The organism is Bacteroides sp. AF32-8BH, from assembly GCF_003435205.1.
Classification (GTDB): Bacteria; Bacteroidota; Bacteroidia; order Bacteroidales; family Bacteroidaceae; genus Bacteroides; species Bacteroides ovatus.
The window spans coordinates 30,124-51,157 of sequence record NZ_QVLZ01000008.1 but is presented as its reverse complement, the minus strand read 5'-3'; the positions used below and the strand labels follow the sequence as shown (position 1 = coordinate 51,157).

Below are 21,034 nucleotides of genomic sequence, written 5' to 3'. Positions count from 1 at the left end.
ATAGTTCTGTTTTATTAATTTGCTGTTTATACTAATTTCTATGGCAAAGGTAAGAGACGTTCTTTTCTTTTTCAATGGATTTCCGTGCAAATGTCTTTAAATTCGTTCACGAGACGACAGAAAATAGTGTTAAAAGTACGTCTAATGATGATTTCTACATATATCTGTACAATATTCTATTTTATCAATGGGCTGCGTCCTTTACTTTTGTGTTGTAATTTGATTAATCGATAAAACTATGAAGTGCATAACTCTTTTTTTTAGTTTCTGCCTGATAGCTATCTTCTCGATAGCTCAGCCAAACTATGACTTTTCGAAGTTGAAACGCGAACGTCTGGGACGTGGTGTAATTGCTATCCGAGAGAATCCGTCTACTGTGGCTGTTTCCTGGCGTTATTTGTCTTCCGACCCGATGAATGAATCTTTTGATATTTATAGGAACGATGAAAAGATAAACAAACACCCGTTGAAGGATGCCACTTTCTTTCAGGATACCTATGCAGGGACAGAATCTGTACTTTATACCGTGAAAGCAAGGGAAGGTAAAACGGAAAGTAGCTATCAATTACCGGCAAATGCCCCATTGGGTTATCTGAATATTCCGTTGAACCGCCCCGAAGATGGTACGACTCCGTCAGGGCAAAACTATTTTTATGCTCCGAATGATGCCAGTATCGGTGACGTGGACGGTGATGGCGAATATGAGATTATTCTGAAATGGGACCCGAGTAATGCACATGATAATTCACATGACGGCTATACGGGAGAAGTATATGTTGATTGCTATAAGTTGAGCGGAAAACTATTATGGCGTATTAATCTGGGACGTAACATACGTGCCGGTGCACACTACACCCAGTTTATGGTGTTCGATTTCGATGGTGACGGCAAAGCGGAAGTAGTGATGAAGACCGCGGACGGAACGGTGGATGGAACAGGAAAAGTGATTGGGGATGCGCAGGCTGACTATCGGAATGAACAAGGACGTATCCTGACCGGACCGGAATATCTGACAGTTTTTAACGGATTGACAGGAGAAGCGATGCAAACAATTGATTATGTGCCCGTAAGAGGAGACTTGATGGGTTGGGGAGACAGTCGTGGTAATCGCAGCGACCGTTTTCTGGCCTGCGTTGCCTATCTCGACGGCATACACCCAAGCGTAGTGATGTGTCGTGGATATTATACACGTACTGTTTTGGCTGCTTTTGACTGGGATGGAAAGGAGCTGAAACAACGTTGGGTATTCGACAGTAATAATCCCGGTTGTAAAGATTATGCCGGACAAGGAAACCATAACCTGCGGGTAGGTGACGTGGACGGTGACGGATGCGATGAGATCATCTACGGTTCATGCGCCATAGACCATAACGGTAAAGGACTCTACACCACGAAAATGGGACACGGCGATGCCATTCATCTGACTCATTTCGACCCCTCTCGTAAAGGGCTGCAAGTATGGGATTGTCATGAAAATAAACGTGATGGTTCTACCTATCGGGATGCAGCTACCGGAGAAGTTCTATTTCAGATTAAAGACAATACAGATGTAGGGCGTTGTATGGCAGCTGATATTGACCCGACTCAACCGGGCGTTGAAATGTGGTCTGTTGCTTCCGGAGGAATAAGGAATGTGAAAGGAGAGGTGGTAAAAGACCGGGTAAGAGGTTTATCCTGTAATATGGCTGTTTGGTGGGATGGAGATTTGTTGCGTGAATTGTTGGATAGAAATATGGTCAGCAAATATAATTGGGAAAAAGGAGTGTGTGAGCGTATAGCCATTTTTGAGGGAACTCTTTCCAATAATGGAACCAAAGCGAATCCTTGCCTTCAGGGAGATATCGTAGGTGACTGGCGCGAAGAAATACTGATGCGTACAGCTGATAATACAGCTTTACGGCTTTACGTCTCCACTATTCCTACCGACTATCGTTTTCATACTTTCCTCGAAGATCCGATTTATCGTATAAGTATCGCTACCCAGAATGTGGCTTATAATCAGCCTACACAGCCCGGATTCTATTTCGGACCGGAGCTTCAGGGCACTGTATTCAGAGGATATAAAATACCTAAAAAATAGATTATGAATATTCGTATCATAACCATTGCTTTATTGCTGGCAACTTTGCCGGTTAGTGCACAGAAAAAGAAAACGGTAGTGAATGATTCAAATACTCCTTTGCATTTGCTGCAACCTGCTTATCAGGGCACTTATGGTGACCTGACACCCGGGCAGGTCAAGAAAGATATAGATCGTGTATTTGCTTATATTGATAAGGAGACTCCGGCACGCGTGGTAGATAAGAACACAGGTAAACTGATTACCGACTACACCACGATGGGAGAGGAAGCGCAACTGGAACGTGGTGCTTTCCGTCTGGCAAGTTACGAATGGGGAGTAACCTATTCAGCCTTGATAGCAGCTGCTGAAGCTACGGGCGATCAACGTTACATGGATTATGTGCAGAACCGTTTCCGCTTTCTGGCGGAAGTGGCGCCTCATTTTAAGCGTGTGTACGAAGAGAAAGGCACAACAGACCCTCAATTGCTGCAAATCCTCACTCCTCATGCTCTGGATGATGCCGGGGCTGTGTGTGCAGCGATGGTGAAAGTCCGTGTGAAAGACCGCTCACTTCCTGTAGACGGATTAATTGAGAACTATTTTGATTTTATTCAGAATAAAGAATACCGGTTGGCAGATGGTACTTTTGCCCGCAATCGTCCGCAACATAATACACTTTGGCTGGACGACATGTTTATGGGGATTCCCGCAGTAGCCCAGATGAGCCGTTATGACAAGGCTCAAAAAGAGATATATCTGGCGGAGGCTGTCAGACAATTCCTGCAATTTGCCGACCGTATGTTTATCCCTGAAAAAGGATTGTATCGTCATGGATGGGTAGAAAGCAGTACCGATCATCCTGCCTTTTGTTGGGCGCGTGCCAATGGGTGGGCTATGCTGACAGCATGCGAATTGCTTGATGTATTGCCGGAAGATTACCCCCAACGTGCGAAAGTGATGGATTATTTCCGGGCTCATGTACGCGGAGTGACTGCCTTGCAAAGTGGAGAAGGGCTTTGGCATCAATTGCTCGACCGGAATGATTCTTATCTGGAGACGTCTGCTACGGCTATTTACGTATACTGTTTGGCGCATGCTATCAATAAAGGCTGGATTGATGCCATTGCTTATGGACCTGTCACTCATTTGGGATGGCATGCCGTGGCCGGTAAGATCAATGCGGAAGGTCAGGTGGAAGGCACTTGTGTGGGTACGGGGATGGCTTTCGATCCTGCTTTTTATTACTATCGTCCGGTCAATGTATATGCGGCACATGGATACGGACCAGTGCTTTGGGCAGGTGCGGAAATGATCTCTCTATTGAAGAATCAGTACCCGCAGATGAATGACAGTGCCGTTCAGTATTATCAGGTGAAACAGAAGACGACTGCACCTATTTTTGCCATCGATACAGAAGAAAAGAAAGATTAACTTTAAATAGATAGAACCATGAAACGAGAAGCTTTTAAAATGTATTTAAAACCCGGATGTGAAGCTGAATATGAGAAAAGACACGCTGCCATCTGGCCTGAATTGAAAGCATTGCTTTCCAAAAACGGAGTGTCGGACTATTCGATTTATTGGGATAAGGAGACCAATATCCTGTTTGCTTTCCAGAAAACGGAAGGTGAGGCCGGTTCGCAGGACTTGGGTAATACGGAGATTGTGCAGAAATGGTGGGACTATATGGCGGATATCATGGAAGTGAATCCGGACAACTCACCGGTGTCCATTCCTTTGCCGGAAGTATTCCACATGGATTGATTTTTTAGTAATTAGGTGAGCCGTTTCTTTCATTATCTCAACTATCTTGACTATTTTTGTCCAACATTTATTATTAATCTTGGAATCTATATGATGCAAAGACACCTTTTGATCTTTACCTTTCTTGTTAGTTTTGTGTTGAATGCTTATAGTGCAATTGAGCTTCGTTCTACACAAATGAGAACGAGTGACGGCCTTCCCAATAACTCTATTCGATATATTTATCAGGATAGTAAAGGTTTTTTGTGGCTGGCTACCTTGAACGGGTTAAGTCGTTATGATGGCAACTCTTTTCTCACTTTCCGTCCGGAAATCGGTGATGAGGTATCTTTGGCAGATAACCGTATTTACGATCTGACAGAAGATAAAGATGGTTTTTTGTGGATTTCTACTACACCTGAATTATATAGTTGCTATGATTTGCAACGTGCCCGTTTTGTGGACTATACCGGTTGTGGCGAGTTAAGGCAGAATTATTCAACGGTTTTTGTCGCTGCTAACGGAGATGTCTGGCTTTCCCATTCGGGAAATGGCTGCCGGAAGATGGTACATCAGAAAAATGGTGAGATGACATCTACCGTATTCAGGACCGAACGTGGAAATCTGCCGGATAACCGGGTGAAATTTGTGAATGAGGATGCCAGTGGCCGTATCTGGATCGGCACTCAATGCGGACTGGTTTCTGTCTCCAACGGACAATATCGGATAGAAGACCGATTAATCCACTTCACTTCTTCGCTGGCCTATAAGGACGATATGTATTTCCTTACAGCAGATGGAGATATCTATTATTATCAGGAGGCTACTCAAAAGATGCAAAAGTTGGCTTCTCTTGCCACTGTGGCAGGGGCGACATCGCCAACCGGAAATTTCCTGTTGAAAGATAAGTGGGTGATCCTGACTACTACCGGAGTATATACTTATAAGTTTGCTACCGGAGAGATGGCCGCAGATCCTCGTTTGAATATTAAAAAGGGAGAATTGATACGTGATAATCGTGGAGATTATTGGATATACAATCATACGGGACGGCTTACATACGTGCTTGCCGAAACCGGAGAGAGTAAGGATTTCCAGTTGATTCCCCAGGATAAGATAAGTTATATCGACTTTGAACGTTATCATATCGTCCATGATTCCCGGGGAATTATTTGGATTTCGACCTATGGAAATGGGCTTTTCGCTTATAATACCGCCGAAGATAAACTGGAGCATTTTGTGGCGAACATTAATGACCAGAGTCATATCAGTTCGGATTTCCTGCAATATGTGATGGAAGATCGTGCCGGTGGCATCTGGGTAGCTTCGGAATATTCAGGCTTGTCCCGTATTTCCGTATTGAATGAAGGAACTTCCCGTATCTATCCCGAATCCCGTGATTTGTTCGACCGGTCGAACACCATCCGTATGCTTACCAGAATGTCTAATGGGGATATCTGTGTAGGTACGCGTAAGGGGGGATTATACACCTTTGATTCGAGCCTTCATTCAAAAATGACCAATCAATATTTCCATTCTAATATCTATGCTCTCACCGAAGACAAACAGGGACGAATGTGGATGGGAACTCGTGGAAATGGTCTCAAAGTGGGGGACACCTGGTATTATAATAATCCTTCTGATTTGACAGCCTTATCCGATAATAACGTTTTTGCCATTTATCGCGACCGTAAAGACCGCATGTGGATAGGAACATTTGGCGGTGGGCTGGAACTGGCTGAACCTACTCCCGACGGTAAATATAAATTCCGTCATTTCTTCCAGCAAACATTCGGGATGAGAATGGTGCGTGTGATAGAAGAAGACGCAAATGGGATGGTGTGGGTAGGAACCAGTGAGGGTATTTGTATTTTTCATCCGGATTCATTGATTGCAGATGCTGATAATTATCATCTTTTCAGTTATACAAACGGAAAGTTTTGCAGTAATGAAATCAAGTGTATCTATCGGGATACGGAAGGGCGGATGTGGATTGGTACGTCCGGTTCGGGACTGAATCTTTGTGAGCCGCAGGATAACTATTGCTCTTTGAAATATGAACATTACGGAACTTCCGAAGGATTGGTTAACGATGTAATCCAGTCTATTCTGGGAGATAAAAAGGGGAATCTCTGGGTTGCCACCGAATATGGTATTTCCAAATTTAATCCGACTACCCATTCTTTTGAAAACTATTTCTTTTCTTCCTATACATTGGGAAATGTGTATAGTGAGAATAGTGCTTGTATGCGCGAAGATGGAAAACTGCTTTTTGGCACAAACTACGGATTAATAGTGATCGATCCTGAAAAGATACAGGATAACGAAACTTTCTCCCCGGTTGTTTTCACGGATTTATATGTCAATGGAACCCAGATGAATCCGCAGATGGAGGACTCTCCGTTAAAGCAATCGTTGGCTTATTCGGACGAAATAACCCTGAAGTTTTTTCAGAACTCATTCTTGATAGATTTCTCTACTTTTGATTATTCGGATAGCGGTCATACCAAATATATGTATTGGCTGGAAAATTACGATCAGGGATGGAGTGCTCCTTCTCCTCTGAATTTTGCTTCGTTTAAGTATCTTAATCCGGGAACTTATATACTTCACGTCAAGTCGAGCAATGGATCAGGTGTTTGGAATGATAGCGAGACTACACTGAAAATTGTAATTGTCCCTCCATTCTGGAAAACGACTTGGGCAATGCTGGGTTATGTGCTGTTATTAATCATAGCCTTGTACTTTGCTTTCCGTATCGTTCGTAACTTTAACGGCTTGCGTAACCGCATCAATGTAGAAAAGCAGTTGACAGAATATAAACTGGTGTTTTTTACCAATATCTCTCATGAATTCCGTACTCCGCTTACCTTGATTCAGGGAGCATTGGAGAAGATTCAACGTGTGACTGATATCCCGCGTGAATTGATATATCCGCTGAAAACAATGGATAAGAGCACGCAGCGTATGTTGAGGCTTATCAATCAGTTGCTGGAATTTAGAAAGATGCAGAATAATAAGCTGGCACTCTCTTTAGAGGAAACGGATGTCATCTCTTTCCTTTATGAAATATTTTTGAGCTTCGGAGATGTAGCGGAACAAAAGAATATGAATTTCCGTTTCCTGCCTTCGGTGCCGTCCTATAAAATGTTTATTGATAAAGGAAATTTGGATAAGGTGACTTATAACCTGCTTTCAAATGCCTTTAAATATACTCCTTCGAACGGAACAATTATTCTCTCGGTGAATGTGGACGAAGGGAAGCAAACCTTGCAGATTCAGGTTTCGGATACGGGAGTCGGCATTCCTAAAGAGAAGCAGAACGAATTGTTCAAACGATTTATGCAGAGTAACTTCTCCGGTGACAGTATCGGTGTAGGGTTGCATTTGAGCCATGAACTAGTTCAGGTACATAAAGGAACGATTGAGTATAAGGATAATGAAGGCGGTGGTTCTGTATTTACCGTATGCATTCCGACGGATAAGACGGTGTATTCGGAGAAAGACTTCCTTGTCCCGGGCAATGTACTGCTGAAAGAGGCGGACGGACATGCGCATCATTTGTTGCAGCTCTCGGAAGAACTTCCTGACTCGGAAAAACTGGCTGTTCCTCTGAATAAACGGAAAGTCTTGATTATTGAAGATGACAATGATATTCGTGAATTCTTGAAAGAGGAAATCGGAGCCTATTTCGAAGTAGAAGTTGCTGCTGACGGTACATCCGGATTTGAGAAGGCACGTACGTATGATGCCGATTTGATTATCTGTGATGTTCTGATGCCGGGAATGACGGGATTTGAGGTAACTAAGAAGCTGAAATCGGATTTTGATACGAGCCATATTCCTATCATTCTGCTGACTGCTTTGAGTTCGCCGGAGAAACATCTGGAAGGTATAGAAGCCGGAGCGGATGCTTACATAGCCAAACCGTTTAGTGTAAAATTGTTGTTGGCACGTGTGTTCCGCCTGATCGAGCAGCGCGATAAATTGCGTGAGAAGTTCTCCAGTGAACCGGGTATTGTGCGTCCGGCCATGTGTACTACTGACCGAGATAAAGAATTTGCAGATCGGTTGGCTGCCATCCTTGAACAGAACCTCGCCCGGCCTGAATTCTCTATTGATGAGTTTGCGCAGATGATGAAGTTGGGACGAACCGTATTTTATCGGAAACTGCGTGGAGTAACGGGATATTCGCCTAATGAATATTTACGTGTTGTGCGCATGAAGAAAGCAGCCGAGTTGTTACTGTCGGAAGATAATCTGACGGTTGCAGAAGTCTCCTATAAGGTGGGTATCAGCGATCCTTTCTATTTCAGTAAATGCTTCAAAGCTCAATTCGGAGTAGCACCGTCCGTCTATCAGCGTGGTGTGAGTAATGATAATGATTCTCCGCAGGATTCATAAGAATAAGATTAACTAAAACAGCATAGTATGAGACTAATTTCTTTTTGTAAAATATTACTTTTAAGCGGTTGCTTTACAACTGTTTGTACTTCTATGAATGCACAAGACAAAGTTATGAAAAAACAGGATTCGCCTATTGATATAGATTTGTGGCAAAACGGCTTACCCAATACGAATGGGATGGAAGCCCAGGGATATGATGATAAAAAGAATAATTTCAAACCTAGTATCCGGGTATATTTGCCGAAAGCTTCTCAACAGCCGGCGAGAGCTGTTATTATATGTCCGGGAGGTGGATACGGGCATTTGGCAATGGCTCACGAGGGGTATGACTGGGCACCGTTTTTCAATGAACAGGGAATAGCTGCTATTGTCTTAAAGTACCGTATGCCTAATGGTAATCGGGAGGTTCCCATGTCGGATGCATACGAAGCTATTCGTTATGCGAAAGAACATGCTTCTGAATGGAATATTAATCCTGATTGCATTGGTATCATGGGATTTTCGGCAGGTGGTCATTTGGCCTCTACAGTGGCTACGCATGCTTCCGAAGAACTTCGTCCTGCTTTTCAGATTCTTTTTTATCCGGTAATTTCGATGGAACCTAAATACGGGCATGGTGGATCGTGCAGACAGTTTCTAGGTGAAAAAGCAACGGAGGAATTGAAAAAGGAATTTAGTAATGAGTATCAGGTGGATTCGCTTACACCAAGAGCGTTTATAGCTTTATCCGATGATGACAGGGGCGTGGTACCTATGAATTCTATTCGTTACTATTCTGCTTTGAAAGAAAAGGAGATACCGGCTGCCATGTATATTTATCCCAGTGGTGGGCATGGATGGGGAATGAAAGATAGTTTTAAATTCCGCAATGAAATGTTGATAGAGCTGAAGGCTTGGTTAATGACTTTTTAAAGTAAATGATCGAATCTTATGATATAATTCTTCTTATGGACAGGTTGCTCTTGACAAACCCTTTTTTATGTTGTATATTTGTAGGTGTGAATATCAATGAGTAAAAGGTATCATTAAAAAGAATGAAAAAGAAAATAGTACAATATGATGACAATATATTAGGGAACTCTTGCAGTAGTTAAACTGTGAGAGTTTCTGTATGAGCCAGAGGCTGCGAATCTTTATGGGGTTTGCAGCCTTTTTTGTTGCAAAAAAAGACCGCTATATCTTTAAAGTCGGAATTTATCATTTATAATAAACTTGGGTACCGTTTATAATAAACTCCTCAATAATTTATTAAGAACGTTGAAGAGGATTATGAAAGAAGAGTTAATTTTTTTCTTCTTTGATATATGATAAAATATGTTTTATCATGAGTTTACTATAGAAAGTAAATGAAATGGACGTTACTATCACGAAATTCTATTCTTTTATAAAGAAGATGTGCTTTTTTATTTCGGACATAACGTTTTTATTCTGGTTCTATGTATATATAAAAGTGTATCCGGATATGGAATATTGTATATGGATAAGTAGTATTTGAATCCTTTGCATAGAACTCCATAAGAAAATCAATATCTCCATATCCTTAGGCTTGGGGTGAATGGGAAGATGCGGTACTTTTGCGGAAAAAGTAATAAGCAGTAGAAAATGATAAAGTCAGCATTTTTAATAGTAGCAACATGTTGTAGTCTGCAACTGTTTAGTCAGGAAAAATTTCCCGATGGTAAAATTATACCGGATTGGTTTTACAAAAATGAAAAAACTGATATAAATGGATTAGGAAAGAATTTCTTGATTACCGACTATGGAGTAGTGAATGATAGTACACTATTACAGACAGAGAAAATTCAGGCTGTTATAGATTTGGCGTCTAATAATGGAGGCGGAGTCGTTGTTATACCTGAAGGTACTTATCTTAGTGGTGCGCTTTTCTTTAAGCCGGGAACACACTTGCATCTGGAAAAGAAGGCTGTATTGAAAGGTAGTGACGATATTAGCAACTTTCCTGTAATAGAAACACGGATGGAGGGACAGAACCTAAAGTACTTTTCAGCTTTGATTAATGTTGATAAGGTAGATGGTTTCACCCTTTCCGGAAAAGGAAAAGTTGATGGAAACGGTGAACGATATTGGAAGTCATTCTGGTTACGGCGTAGTGTTATCCCTAAATGTACTAACATGGATGAATTGCGTCCTCGTCTACTTCATATATCTCATAGCAATAATGTACAAATTTCAGATGTGCGACTTGTTAATTCTCCGTTTTGGACAACTCACATTTATAAATGTGATAGCGTAAAACTTTTGGATTTGCATATCTTTTCACCTTCTTCTCCCGTAAAGGCTCCAAGTACAGATGCAATCGATATTGATGCATGTAAAAATGTACTTGTCAAGGGATGCTATATGTCGGTTAATGATGACGCAATTGCATTAAAAGGCGGCAAAGGACCATGGGCTGATCAAAATCCCGATAATGGTGGCAATTGTGATATTATCATTGAAGACTGTACTTTTGGATTCTGTCACGGAGTGCTGACTTGCGGTAGCGAATCGATATATAATCATAATATAATTCTTCGACGCTGCAATCTGGATCAGGCTAAACGCCTGTTGTGGTTGAAAATGCGTCCGGATACTCCCCAACAATATAAGTACATCCTCGTTGAAGACATAAAAGGAAATGTCCGCAATTGTATCTTTATTGCTCCTTGGACACAGTTTTATGATTTGAAAGATCGCAAGGATATGCCAGTCTCGTATTCCAGCTATATTACAATGCGTAATATTCATCTGGATTGTGATTCCTTTTTTGCTGTAGAGAAATCAAAACAATATAAATTATCCAATTTCTGTTTTGACAATTTGACTATTACGGCTAAAAAAGATGTGAAGATAGATGAAAATATTATTGATGCATTGGTTATGAGAAAGGTTGAGATAAATAAAGTGAATTAAAAAAGAATGGTAGAAAGACTGGAAAATCGTACATAGCCTGTAAAATCGTACAAAATAGGCGTGTGATGGGCTGTACACATATGAATTTACATAAGAAAGTCGAATTCTCCATATTCCTTTTCTTTAACTCTACCATGTAATGCGGTATCTTTGACATGTGCTTATTCAGTAAAATATTGAATCTAAAACTATAAAATACAATGAAATTCTGTAGAATTATTTTTTGTCTGTGGTTATTGGTCTGTTTCTTTCCAATAGGTATTCATGCAGATATACAACTTCCCTCTATATTATCAGATAATATGGTACTTCAGCAAAATGCGGAAGTACGTTTTTGGGGAAAAGCACGTCCCGGAGAAAAGATTTTGGTAAAGACTTCATGGGATCATAAGAAATACAAGGTGACTGCTTTAGAAAACGGTCATTGGGAATTGATGATACAAACACCGGCTGCTACTTCCGGACAATTTGTAATGTTGAAAGGTGATAATAAGATCCGGATCAATAATATATTAATAGGTGAAGTCTGGCTTTGTACGGGACAGTCAAATATGGAATTTCCCGTAGCCCGTAATCCGCAAGTGAAATGGAAAACAGGAATGTTGAATGAAGCGGAAGAAATGAAAGATGCTGATTTCCCGGAAATCCGCCTGTTTCATGTAGAGCATCAACTGGCACCTGATGGTGAAAAAGAAGATTGCGTTGGAAAGTGGGTGGTTTGTAATCCGGAGAATCTGAAAGACTTTTCTGCTGTAGGATTTGTCTTTGGACGTAAATTGTATAAAGATTTGAGTACACCGGTTGGATTAATTCAGTCTACTTGGGGAGGAACACATGCTGAATCCTGGACAAGTATGAAAGTGATGGAAAACAATCCGTTGTATGCTGATGTCTTAAAACAGTATTCAAAAGAAAAGGTTAGTAGGGAAAAAGATAAGTGTAAGGTTCCGGCTACTTTGTGGAATGGTATGATTGCTCCTATACTAGGGTATACAGTCAAAGGAAATATCTGGTATCAGGGAGAATCCAACTCTGTTCGCTATGAGAAATATCAGGAAGTATTTACTAACCTGATTAATAGTTGGCGGAAAGAATGGAACCAACCGGATATGCCTTTCTATTTTGTACAGATTGCACCACATTACAAGCAACCGGCAGGTATTCGTGAAGCACAATTAAAAACATGGTTAAGTGGACTTGAAAACATTGGTATGGCAGTAGTGACGGATGCAGCCGATTCTACCGACATACATCCACGAAATAAAGTTGCACCGGGCGAACGGCTGGCAGCTTGGGCATTAGCAAAGCAATATGGTAAAAAGATTGTTTATTCAGGACCTCTCTACAAATCAATGAAAGTGAATGGGGGAGAAGTTACATTAGATTTTGAATTTGCGGAAGGTGGTCTGCAGACACCCGGCAATGAACCGGTAAAAGGATTTTTTATTGCCGGCAATGATGCGCGGTTTTATCCGGCTGAAGCCGTAATTGATGGAAGTTCGATAACGCTTTCTTCAACTTATGTTTCTGCGCCTGTGGCTGTACGCTACGGTTATGGGACTTTCTTTAGAGTGAATTTGTTTAATAAAGCCGGACTTCCGACAGTTCCTTTCCGTACAGATACTTTTGCTCCCGACACTTATTATCGTCTGTTTGCCGATTCGGAAATTCGTCGTTTCCCGGAAGCTTGGCAACTGGATCATGGAAAACGCCTGTATTTTGGTTATGCGCAAGGAGTAGGTTGTTGTGCGATGTTACAAGTTTGGAAGAAAACAGGAGACCGTAGGTACTTTGATTATGTAGAGGCATGGGCTGATTCTTTGGTAGACGACAAAGGAGAGATTCATTTATATAAGAAAGAAACCTATAATTTGGATTATATCAATTCCGGAAAAGTTCTGTTTGATTTGTACAATGAAACCAAAAAGGAGAAATATAAATTGGCTATCGAGAATTTGATAGATCAGCTAAAAAAGCAACCTCGTACAACAGATGGAGGTTTCTGGCATAAGAAAATATACCCTAATCAGATGTGGTTGGATGGATTGTATATGGCTTCTCCTTTTATGGCTAGATATGGAGCTGAATTTAATCGTCCGGAATGGATTGATGAGGCTGTTAAACAGTTCACTCTCTGCCATCAGCATACATACGATACCAAGACGGGACTTTATTATCATGCATGGAATGAGGACCGGAGTCAGCGCTGGGCTGATCCGGAAACAGGCCATTCTCCTAATTTCTGGGGACGTAGTATTGGTTGGTGGTTTATGGCTTTGGTAGATGCTTTGGAATATATTCCCCAAGAGCATTCAGGCTATGCTGATATGATTAAATGGACGAAGGAATTAGCGGAGACTCTTTCAAAATACCAAGATAAAAATGGCTTATGGTATCAGGTGATTGATCAACCTTCACGTACCGGTAATTTCCCGGAAGCTTCTGTTACGACACAATGTATGTATGCCTATATGAAAGCTGTGAATAAAGGATATATTGATAGTCAGTATCGTGCTATTGCAGAAAAAGCCTTTAAAGGTCTGTGTGATAAACTACTAATCTCAAATTCGGACGGAACATTGACATTGACAAAGTGTTGCCAAGTGGGTGGATTAGGTGGTAAGCCTTACCGTGACGGCAGTTTCGAGTATTATATAGGAGAGAAAATGAGAGATAATGATGCTAAAGCAACAGGACCTTTCATTATGGGATGTATTGAGTTGAATAAGTAATATGAAAATAAAAATTGTGAAATAACGAGATTTTATACGTATTTAAATATATCTACAAATGGTCTAATTATTTAATTTAATTATATATGAAAAACATTACATTATTAAAAGCAAAAGTAGGAATATTGGCAGTTTCCTGTCTTTCAATCACTGCTTTGTTTGCATGTGTTGATAAGGATGCTAGAAGTGATTTGAGTCCCAATTTGCCAACAGATCAAGCGCAAAATGGGGATTTTGGTGATCAAGGGGGAGGTTCGGATCAGGGACTTAATTTCCCGGTTTTTGATGATGGAGTACTTGCTTTTCCTGGGGCGGAAGGATATGGGAAAAATGCAACAGGTGCTCGTGCGGGTGAGGGACGAGAAATTTATCATGTGACTAATTTGAATGATGCGGGTCCTGGATCTTTTCGTGATGCAGTAAGTAAACCCTGGCGTATTATTGTTTTTGATGTATCTGGTGTTATCAGGTTGAGTAAGGATCCTATTGTTTTGAAAAGTAATCAGACTATTTTAGGGCATACCGCACCAGGTGATGGAGTCGTCCTTTATGGTGGTCGCGTTTCTGCTTCTGGTGCTCAAAATCTAGTTGTTCGTTATTTACGTATGCGTATGGGAGCAGCTTATTCAGGAGATCAAGATGCTTGTGGAATTGCTAATGGAGCAAATATGATATTTGATCATTGCTCAATAACTTGGGGAAAAGACGAAAATTTCTCTATAAATCCAGATGGTAAAGGTACTAGTCCAAAGAATATAACAATACAAAATTCTATAATCGGGCAGGGTTTGCAGAATCACTCATGTGGTGGTCTGATGCAAACTGATATATCGAATGGGTGTACGATTTTCCGTAATTTATATATTGACAATAAAACTCGAAATCCGAAAGTCAAAGGACTAAACCAGTTTGTTAACAACGTGGTGTACAACTGGGGAAGCGGAGCTGCTTATAATATGAGTGGTGATTCTCAAGGTAAATCAGAAACAACCATTGAAAACAACTATTTTATAGTTGGTCCTTGTTATAATTGGCAGAATGTGGCACAACCTGATGGATCAATTAAGACAGAATATGTTCCAATGAATCCCGCAAGACCATTTACAGGTGGTAATGGTAATTTTAATACTTATTGCAAAGGTAATTATTATGATAATAATAAGGACGGGGCATTGGATGGAGTAGAGATAACGGAGACAAATTGGTCACAATACTGTAGTGGTTCTCCTGCTTTTCTTGAAGCTCGTTCAGATCTACATCCAATTATACGCAGTCAGAAAAGTGCACAGGAAGCTTATGAATGGGTAGTTGAAAAAGTGGGTGCTTATCTTCCGGTACGTGATGAAGTAGATAAATACTTGATAGATGAACTTACTTCGTTGGGAGGAAAAGGAACGATTATTCAAGATGAACGTAAAACAGAACAATTTCCGTTGGGGGGTCCTGGTACAATAAATGCTGCACAGAAACCTCTGGATTCAGATAATGATGGGATGCCAGATGCTTTCGAAGATGCATGGGGACTGGACAAATATGATCCGACAGATGCGGTAAAAGAGGCTAAAAATGGCTATTTGAATATAGAAAATTATGCCCTTTCGTTGGAATATCCTGATGAATATGAGTATGAACTTAATAAGAATAAACAATAATCAATTTATGTAATATGAAAAACATGACATTTACAACAGTACTACTTTGTATACTGTTCATGCCTTTCTTTATCTCCTCATGTACAGATAAGATAGATGAACATTATGAAGAACCTGAATGGTTGAAAGGTAGTGCTTGGGAAGTCCTGGAAGATAGAGGGAACTACTCGCTATTTTTGCAGGCAGTAGAGTTGGCAGGTTTTAAGCCTATTATGGAGGGAAAAAGTATCCTGACTGTGATGGCTCCGGATGATACGGCTTTTTCGGTCTATTTGGAGAAGCACGGCTATTCCGACATCAGTGAAATAAATTTGGATGAATTGAAAAAAGTGATTGGTTTTCATCTGCTTTATTATTCTTACAATAAAAATAAGTTGGTGAATTTTCGTCCGGAAGGTGATTTAATAACTGATGAGGAAATGAATAAAAATGCGGGTCTGTATTATAAGTTTCGTACACGCAGTAGTAATGTACCTACTATGGAAGTAGAGGCTTCTACGGGTAAACGACGTATGGTATATCATTTGGACCGTTTTATTCCGGTTTTCTCTTACCGTTTTTGGGATACAAAAAAATTGGATGCAGCATCTAATTATACCTATTTTTATCCTAATTCCACATGGAAAGGGACAGAGGGATTCAATGTTTCCAATGCTGCTGTTAGTGAATATGAAATTTTGGCAGATAATGGTTATGTATATATTGTTGATCAGGTAATTGAACCTTTGGAAACCATTTATACCCAGTTGGAATCAAATGAAAATTATTCGATTTTTTTCAACTTATATAATGAAAATACCACTTATACGTATGACGCTACCTTATCTAAAGATTTTGGAGCAGCCTTGGGGGCCGATTCACTTTTTATTCATACACATGGTACTTCTTTGCCTGCTATAGCAGTAGAATGGTATTCAACGAAATATTCGGATGTAGCCAATAATGCTTCAAAAGCATATAGTGTATTTGCACCGTCAGATGTGGCTATGAATAATTTCTTTGATAATTATTGGGAAAAGGGTGGATATGAATCTTTGGATGATGTAGATGATTTAGCAATGAAATATATGTTGAATCAATTTATTTATAAAGATGGAATTGCATTCCCTGATGAAATTACGAGTGGAAAAGTTAAGAATATGTATGACATGGTCTTTAACTTCGATCCTTCTAAGGTGACTGATAAATCAATGTGTGTCAATGGTGTCTTTTATGGATTAAATACAATGGATACACCTATTTTGTTTGCTTCTGTAGTCGGACCGGCTTTCCGTAACAAAGATTGTAATTATTATCTTTACATGTTGGATGGGACTGGACTGATAACTGCCTATTCTTCACAAGATACGAAGTATGTCTTGTTAGTGCCTACTAATGAACAAATAGAGTCAGAAGATATTTACTTGAGAACTTATGCGGATGGAAGTAAGTTACAACAAGAAACCGAGGATGGATTGGTAGATGTTTCTTCTTCTGTAATGAGAACTATTGTAAACATACATACGGCTACAGGTGTAGATGGACTGAAAACAAATGGGACACAGGTTCTAGCTACACAAACCGGTTTTAATTATTGGTATGTGAAGGACGGGAAGATAACAAGTAGTGCAGCTTATAATCAAATTTTGGAACCGGATAATAATGTGGAACCTTTCTCTGAATTTACAGAAGTAAAGAACGGCAATGACAACTGGAATAATGGAAGAACTTATATGTATAGTGGAACAGCCTTGTTTCAAGCGCAAGAAGGTGATGGGTTACAACATAAATTAAGCGTTTGTAATGATAATCGTTATGTTTACTATCAGTTTGCACAGCTGTTGCAGAAAGCTGATATGGTAATGTCTAGCAACTATATATTCGGACTAGCAGGAGCTTCTCATGTTATAGGTTTTATTCCGACAAATGAAGCCATTAGTACAGCAATAGCTGCAGGGCAAATTCCGGGCATGGATGCGACCGGAGCGGTAACTAGTAGTTCGAAACTTCGTCAATACCTGCTTTCATATTTTATACGTGATAGGGAAAATGCACTTATTTCTTATCCTTATCCGGGATCGGCTATGAAGAGTTCTACATATGTTACTGCTAGTGGAAAGTCTTTGACGTATACAGATTCCGGAAGTTCATTAAGCATAATGGTAGATGGAAAAGTGGCAAACGTGATATCTGATTATAATTTCTTCCCGTTTGCGTTTGACGACGGATGTTTTCAGTTGATTGATACAGTCCTTTGATATAACCGAATTTAATATGAATATGAAATTAGTAAAATATATGCTGATAGCGATACTTGTTCTGGGGACAGGGGAAGTAGCCGCACAGGTACAAGTCGTGTCCGGTAAGGTGACCGAAATGCTGGGAAATCAGATCGAACCGATAGTAGGTGCGAATGTGAATATTGTGAACGCTCAAAACCGTTCTGTAGGAGGTGCGGTGACCAATTTGGATGGTGACTACCGTTTACAAATTCCTGCACAAGAAAACAATCTGACATTGGTATATTCATACATTGGTATGAAAACGAAACGAATCAAATATACTGGTCAGAAGGTATTAAATGTAAAACTGGAATCCAATGTGGAAACATTGGATGAGGTTGCTATCACTGCTAAACGTATCGAACGTAATAATATGGGTATCGGACATAAAGAGAATGTATCTGCGACCCAGAAAGTGATGATGGAAGATTTGATTGCTACTGCTCCGATAGCTACGGTAGAAGAAGCTTTACAGGGGCAGTTGAGTGGTGTAGATATTGCATTGAGTGCTGATCCGGGAGCGCGGAGTTCTATCCGTATTCGTGGTACCAGTACACTGAATGGCTCTGTCGAACCATTAATTGTGATTGACGGGGTTCCCTATACACAAGAGTTAGATGACGACTTTGATTTTTCTACTGCCAATGAAGAAGATTTAGGTGCTTTATTGAATATTGCTCCTACTGATATAGAATCGGTAGAAGTTTTGAAAGATGCGGCTGCTACGGCTATTTGGGGAACGAAAGGTGCTAACGGTGTGTTGTCAATTACGACTAAAAAAGGTAAGACTGGCAAGACTACATTTAATTTTTCTTCTAAGTTCACAGCAAAATTTGAACCGAATAGTATTCCAATGTTAAATGGATCGGAGTACATTGCTATGGTACAGGAGGCTTTGTGGAATAGTGCTAATTATACAGGTTTGAATGCAGATACTTATTTAAAGTATTTGTATGATACACCTGAAATTAACTACTCGCCCAATTGGAACTATTTCAATGAATATAATGTAGATACAAACTGGTTGGACGAGGTACGTCAGAATGCATTTACTACAGACAATACATTTTCTATGAGCGGTGGTGGTGAAAAGGCCACTTATCGTCTGTCACTGGGATATTTAAGTGAAGGAGGTACAACTATCGGTACAGGGCTGAAACGTTTCAACTCATCTTTGCGTGTAGACTATAATTTCTCGGATAAGTTGAGGTTTGGAGCAGATTTCTACTTTACACAGTCAGATAAGGATGATAACTGGGCACCAAAAGATAGCAACGTACGTTCGGAAGCGTTTAAAAAGATGCCAAATAAATCTCCTTATTATATGGATGATAATGGAAACCGTTCTTCACAGTATTTTTCTTATCAGACAAAGGATTGGGAAGGTGAATTTAAGGCAAGTAACAATAGTGCCTCTCATTTTAATCCGGTAGCTATGGCAAACGAGAGTTATAAAAATACTATGTCACGTGATAGCCGTGCTAATTTCCGTATTGATTATAAAATACTTCCGTATCTGACGTATTCGGCTTATGCTTCTCTTAAGATGTCAACTACTACAACAGACAAATTCCTTCCTCAAGTTGCTACGGGAGTGGCTTGGACAAGTGAATATGCCAACCAAAGTACTGCTGCTTCTTCAGAGAGTCTAACGTTGCAAACGGAAAATAAATTGATATTCAATAAAAACTGGAAGGATAAACATAATTTGATTGCAACTGCTGTATTCCGTACTACGCAGGCTACCAGTTCTAGTGCTACAAGTACTTCTTATGGTAATGCTTCGTCTGGTCTTGCAGATCCGATTACAGGTAGTTCTGTTTATAGTCTGGGTTCAGGGGAGTCGGAAGCACGTAGTATTTCCGGAACCGGTTTGATTAACTATACTTTGTTGGATCGTTATGTATTCCATACTTCTGCAACGATGGATGCTAATTCTGCAATGGGTAAGTCAGAACGTTTGGGTATTTTTCCTACTGTGGGAATTTCTTGGAATATGCAAAATGAACCGTTCATGAAAAATACAGAAGACTGGCTGGATGAAATCAAACTTCGTTTCAGCATCGGACAAAGTGGTAATGCTCCCAAAGGGACGGCCGCTTATTATGGAGCTTATAGTTCACGAGGAGAATATATGGATATGTCTGCTATTTATCCTAGCAGAATGCAGTTGAACAATTTGAAATGGGAAACTTCAACAGAATATAATTTGGGTGGTGATTTTAGCTTTTTCCATGGCAAGTTAAGGCTGACTTTTGAGTGGTATAATAAATATATTAAAGATCTGCTGCAGAAAGAACCGAAAATGCCGACTACTACAGGATTCTCTAAGAATAAATGGTACAATTCTGGAAGAATGGAGAATAAAGGATGGGAGGCCCGTATCGATGGTGTATTGTATGAAAAGAAAGATTGGCGTGTTAGTGCTTATGTTAACTTGAGCCGTAACACGAACGAAATTACCGAACTGCCTGAAACAATGAATCCGGAGCCTTATACCTTTAAAAATGGTGAGTATGCTATTCGCATTGAAGAGGGACGCCCGTTTGGTTCTTTCTATGGTTATCGTTACAAAGGAGTCTATCAGAATCAGGAGACTACTTATGCACGAGATAAAGAGGGAAATGTTATGAATGATGTGAACGGTAAACCAATTGTTATGAAGAATGGTGCTAAGCAGGTATGTCCGGGTGATGCTATTTATGAAGATATTAATCATGATGGTGTGATAAATGAATACGATATTGTTTATCTGGGCAACTGTAATCCGATTCTTACTGGTGGTTTTGGCTTTACCGTTAAATATAAGCGTCTAAGTTTGAATGCATTATTCTATGGTCGTTTTGGACAGAAAATTATTAATGCGACTCGTATGGATAATGAATCTATGTATAATGCCAATAACCAAAGTAAAGCGGTTTTGCGGCGTTGGAGAAATGAAGGAGATAATACGGATATTCCACGTGCTTTATATAATGAGGGATATAACTATTTAGGGTCAGACCGTTTTGTAGAAGATGCTTCTTATGTTCGTTTAAAGACTTTGTCGTTGAGCTATTCCTTGCCTAAAAAGGTGTGCAATTATTTAGGTATCAATACGCTTAATTTCTTTGTTACTGGTTATGACTTGTTAACTTGGACTGGTTACACAGGACAGGATCCGGAAGTGTCTCTTCCTACTTCGGCTTCTAAACTGTCGAAAGATAGTGCAAATACACCTTGCTCTCGCCGTTTTTCTTGTGGTTTAAATTTGAATTTCTAATA

10 protein-coding genes are annotated in these 21,034 nt (G+C 40.1%); all 10 read left to right on the top strand.

The window, feature by feature from the left end; translation table 11 throughout:
- The first annotated feature begins 238 nt into the window (after positions 1-238).
- Positions 239-2,080, top strand: a complete 1,842-nt coding sequence (locus DWZ47_RS07155; RefSeq protein ID WP_117512668.1) for a rhamnogalacturonan lyase — start codon at positions 239-241, stop codon at positions 2,078-2,080.
- A gap of 3 nt (positions 2,081-2,083) precedes the next feature.
- Positions 2,084-3,493 carry a glycoside hydrolase family 105 protein gene (locus DWZ47_RS07150; protein WP_117512667.1) on the top strand — a complete coding sequence of 470 codons (1,410 nt, stop codon included), beginning with the start codon at positions 2,084-2,086 and terminating at the stop codon, positions 3,491-3,493.
- An 18-nt stretch (positions 3,494-3,511) separates the two neighbouring features.
- Positions 3,512-3,826, top strand: coding sequence for an L-rhamnose mutarotase (gene rhaM, locus DWZ47_RS07145; protein WP_004301580.1), 315 nt, complete (start codon positions 3,512-3,514; stop codon positions 3,824-3,826).
- 90 nt (positions 3,827-3,916) lie between these two features.
- Positions 3,917-8,209 carry a two-component regulator propeller domain-containing protein gene (locus DWZ47_RS07140; protein ID WP_117512666.1) on the top strand — a complete coding sequence of 1,431 codons (4,293 nt, stop codon included), beginning with the start codon at positions 3,917-3,919 and terminating at the stop codon, positions 8,207-8,209.
- A gap of 114 nt (positions 8,210-8,323) precedes the next feature.
- The gene (locus tag DWZ47_RS07135; protein WP_229115798.1) at positions 8,324-9,124 is read left to right on the top strand and encodes an alpha/beta hydrolase; all 801 of its coding nucleotides are present in this window, start codon (positions 8,324-8,326) and stop codon (positions 9,122-9,124) included.
- A 690-nt stretch (positions 9,125-9,814) separates the two neighbouring features.
- Positions 9,815-11,125 carry a glycoside hydrolase family 28 protein gene (locus DWZ47_RS07125; protein ID WP_117512665.1) on the top strand — a complete coding sequence of 437 codons (1,311 nt, stop codon included), beginning with the start codon at positions 9,815-9,817 and terminating at the stop codon, positions 11,123-11,125.
- 302 nt (positions 11,126-11,427) lie between these two features.
- Positions 11,428-13,857 carry a glycoside hydrolase family 88 protein gene (locus tag DWZ47_RS07120; RefSeq protein WP_374938666.1) on the top strand — a complete coding sequence of 810 codons (2,430 nt, stop codon included), beginning with the start codon at positions 11,428-11,430 and terminating at the stop codon, positions 13,855-13,857.
- A gap of 86 nt (positions 13,858-13,943) precedes the next feature.
- Positions 13,944-15,509 carry a polysaccharide lyase family 1 protein gene (locus DWZ47_RS07115; protein WP_117512663.1) on the top strand — a complete coding sequence of 522 codons (1,566 nt, stop codon included), beginning with the start codon at positions 13,944-13,946 and terminating at the stop codon, positions 15,507-15,509.
- Positions 15,510-15,523: 14 nt separating this feature from the next.
- Positions 15,524-17,746 carry a fasciclin domain-containing protein gene (locus DWZ47_RS07110; protein ID WP_117512662.1) on the top strand — a complete coding sequence of 741 codons (2,223 nt, stop codon included), beginning with the start codon at positions 15,524-15,526 and terminating at the stop codon, positions 17,744-17,746.
- Between the two features lie 16 nt (positions 17,747-17,762).
- Complete coding sequence (locus DWZ47_RS07105) at positions 17,763-21,032, top strand: SusC/RagA family TonB-linked outer membrane protein (RefSeq protein WP_117512661.1); 3,270 nt, start codon at positions 17,763-17,765, stop codon at positions 21,030-21,032.
- Positions 21,033-21,034: the final 2 nt, after the last annotated feature.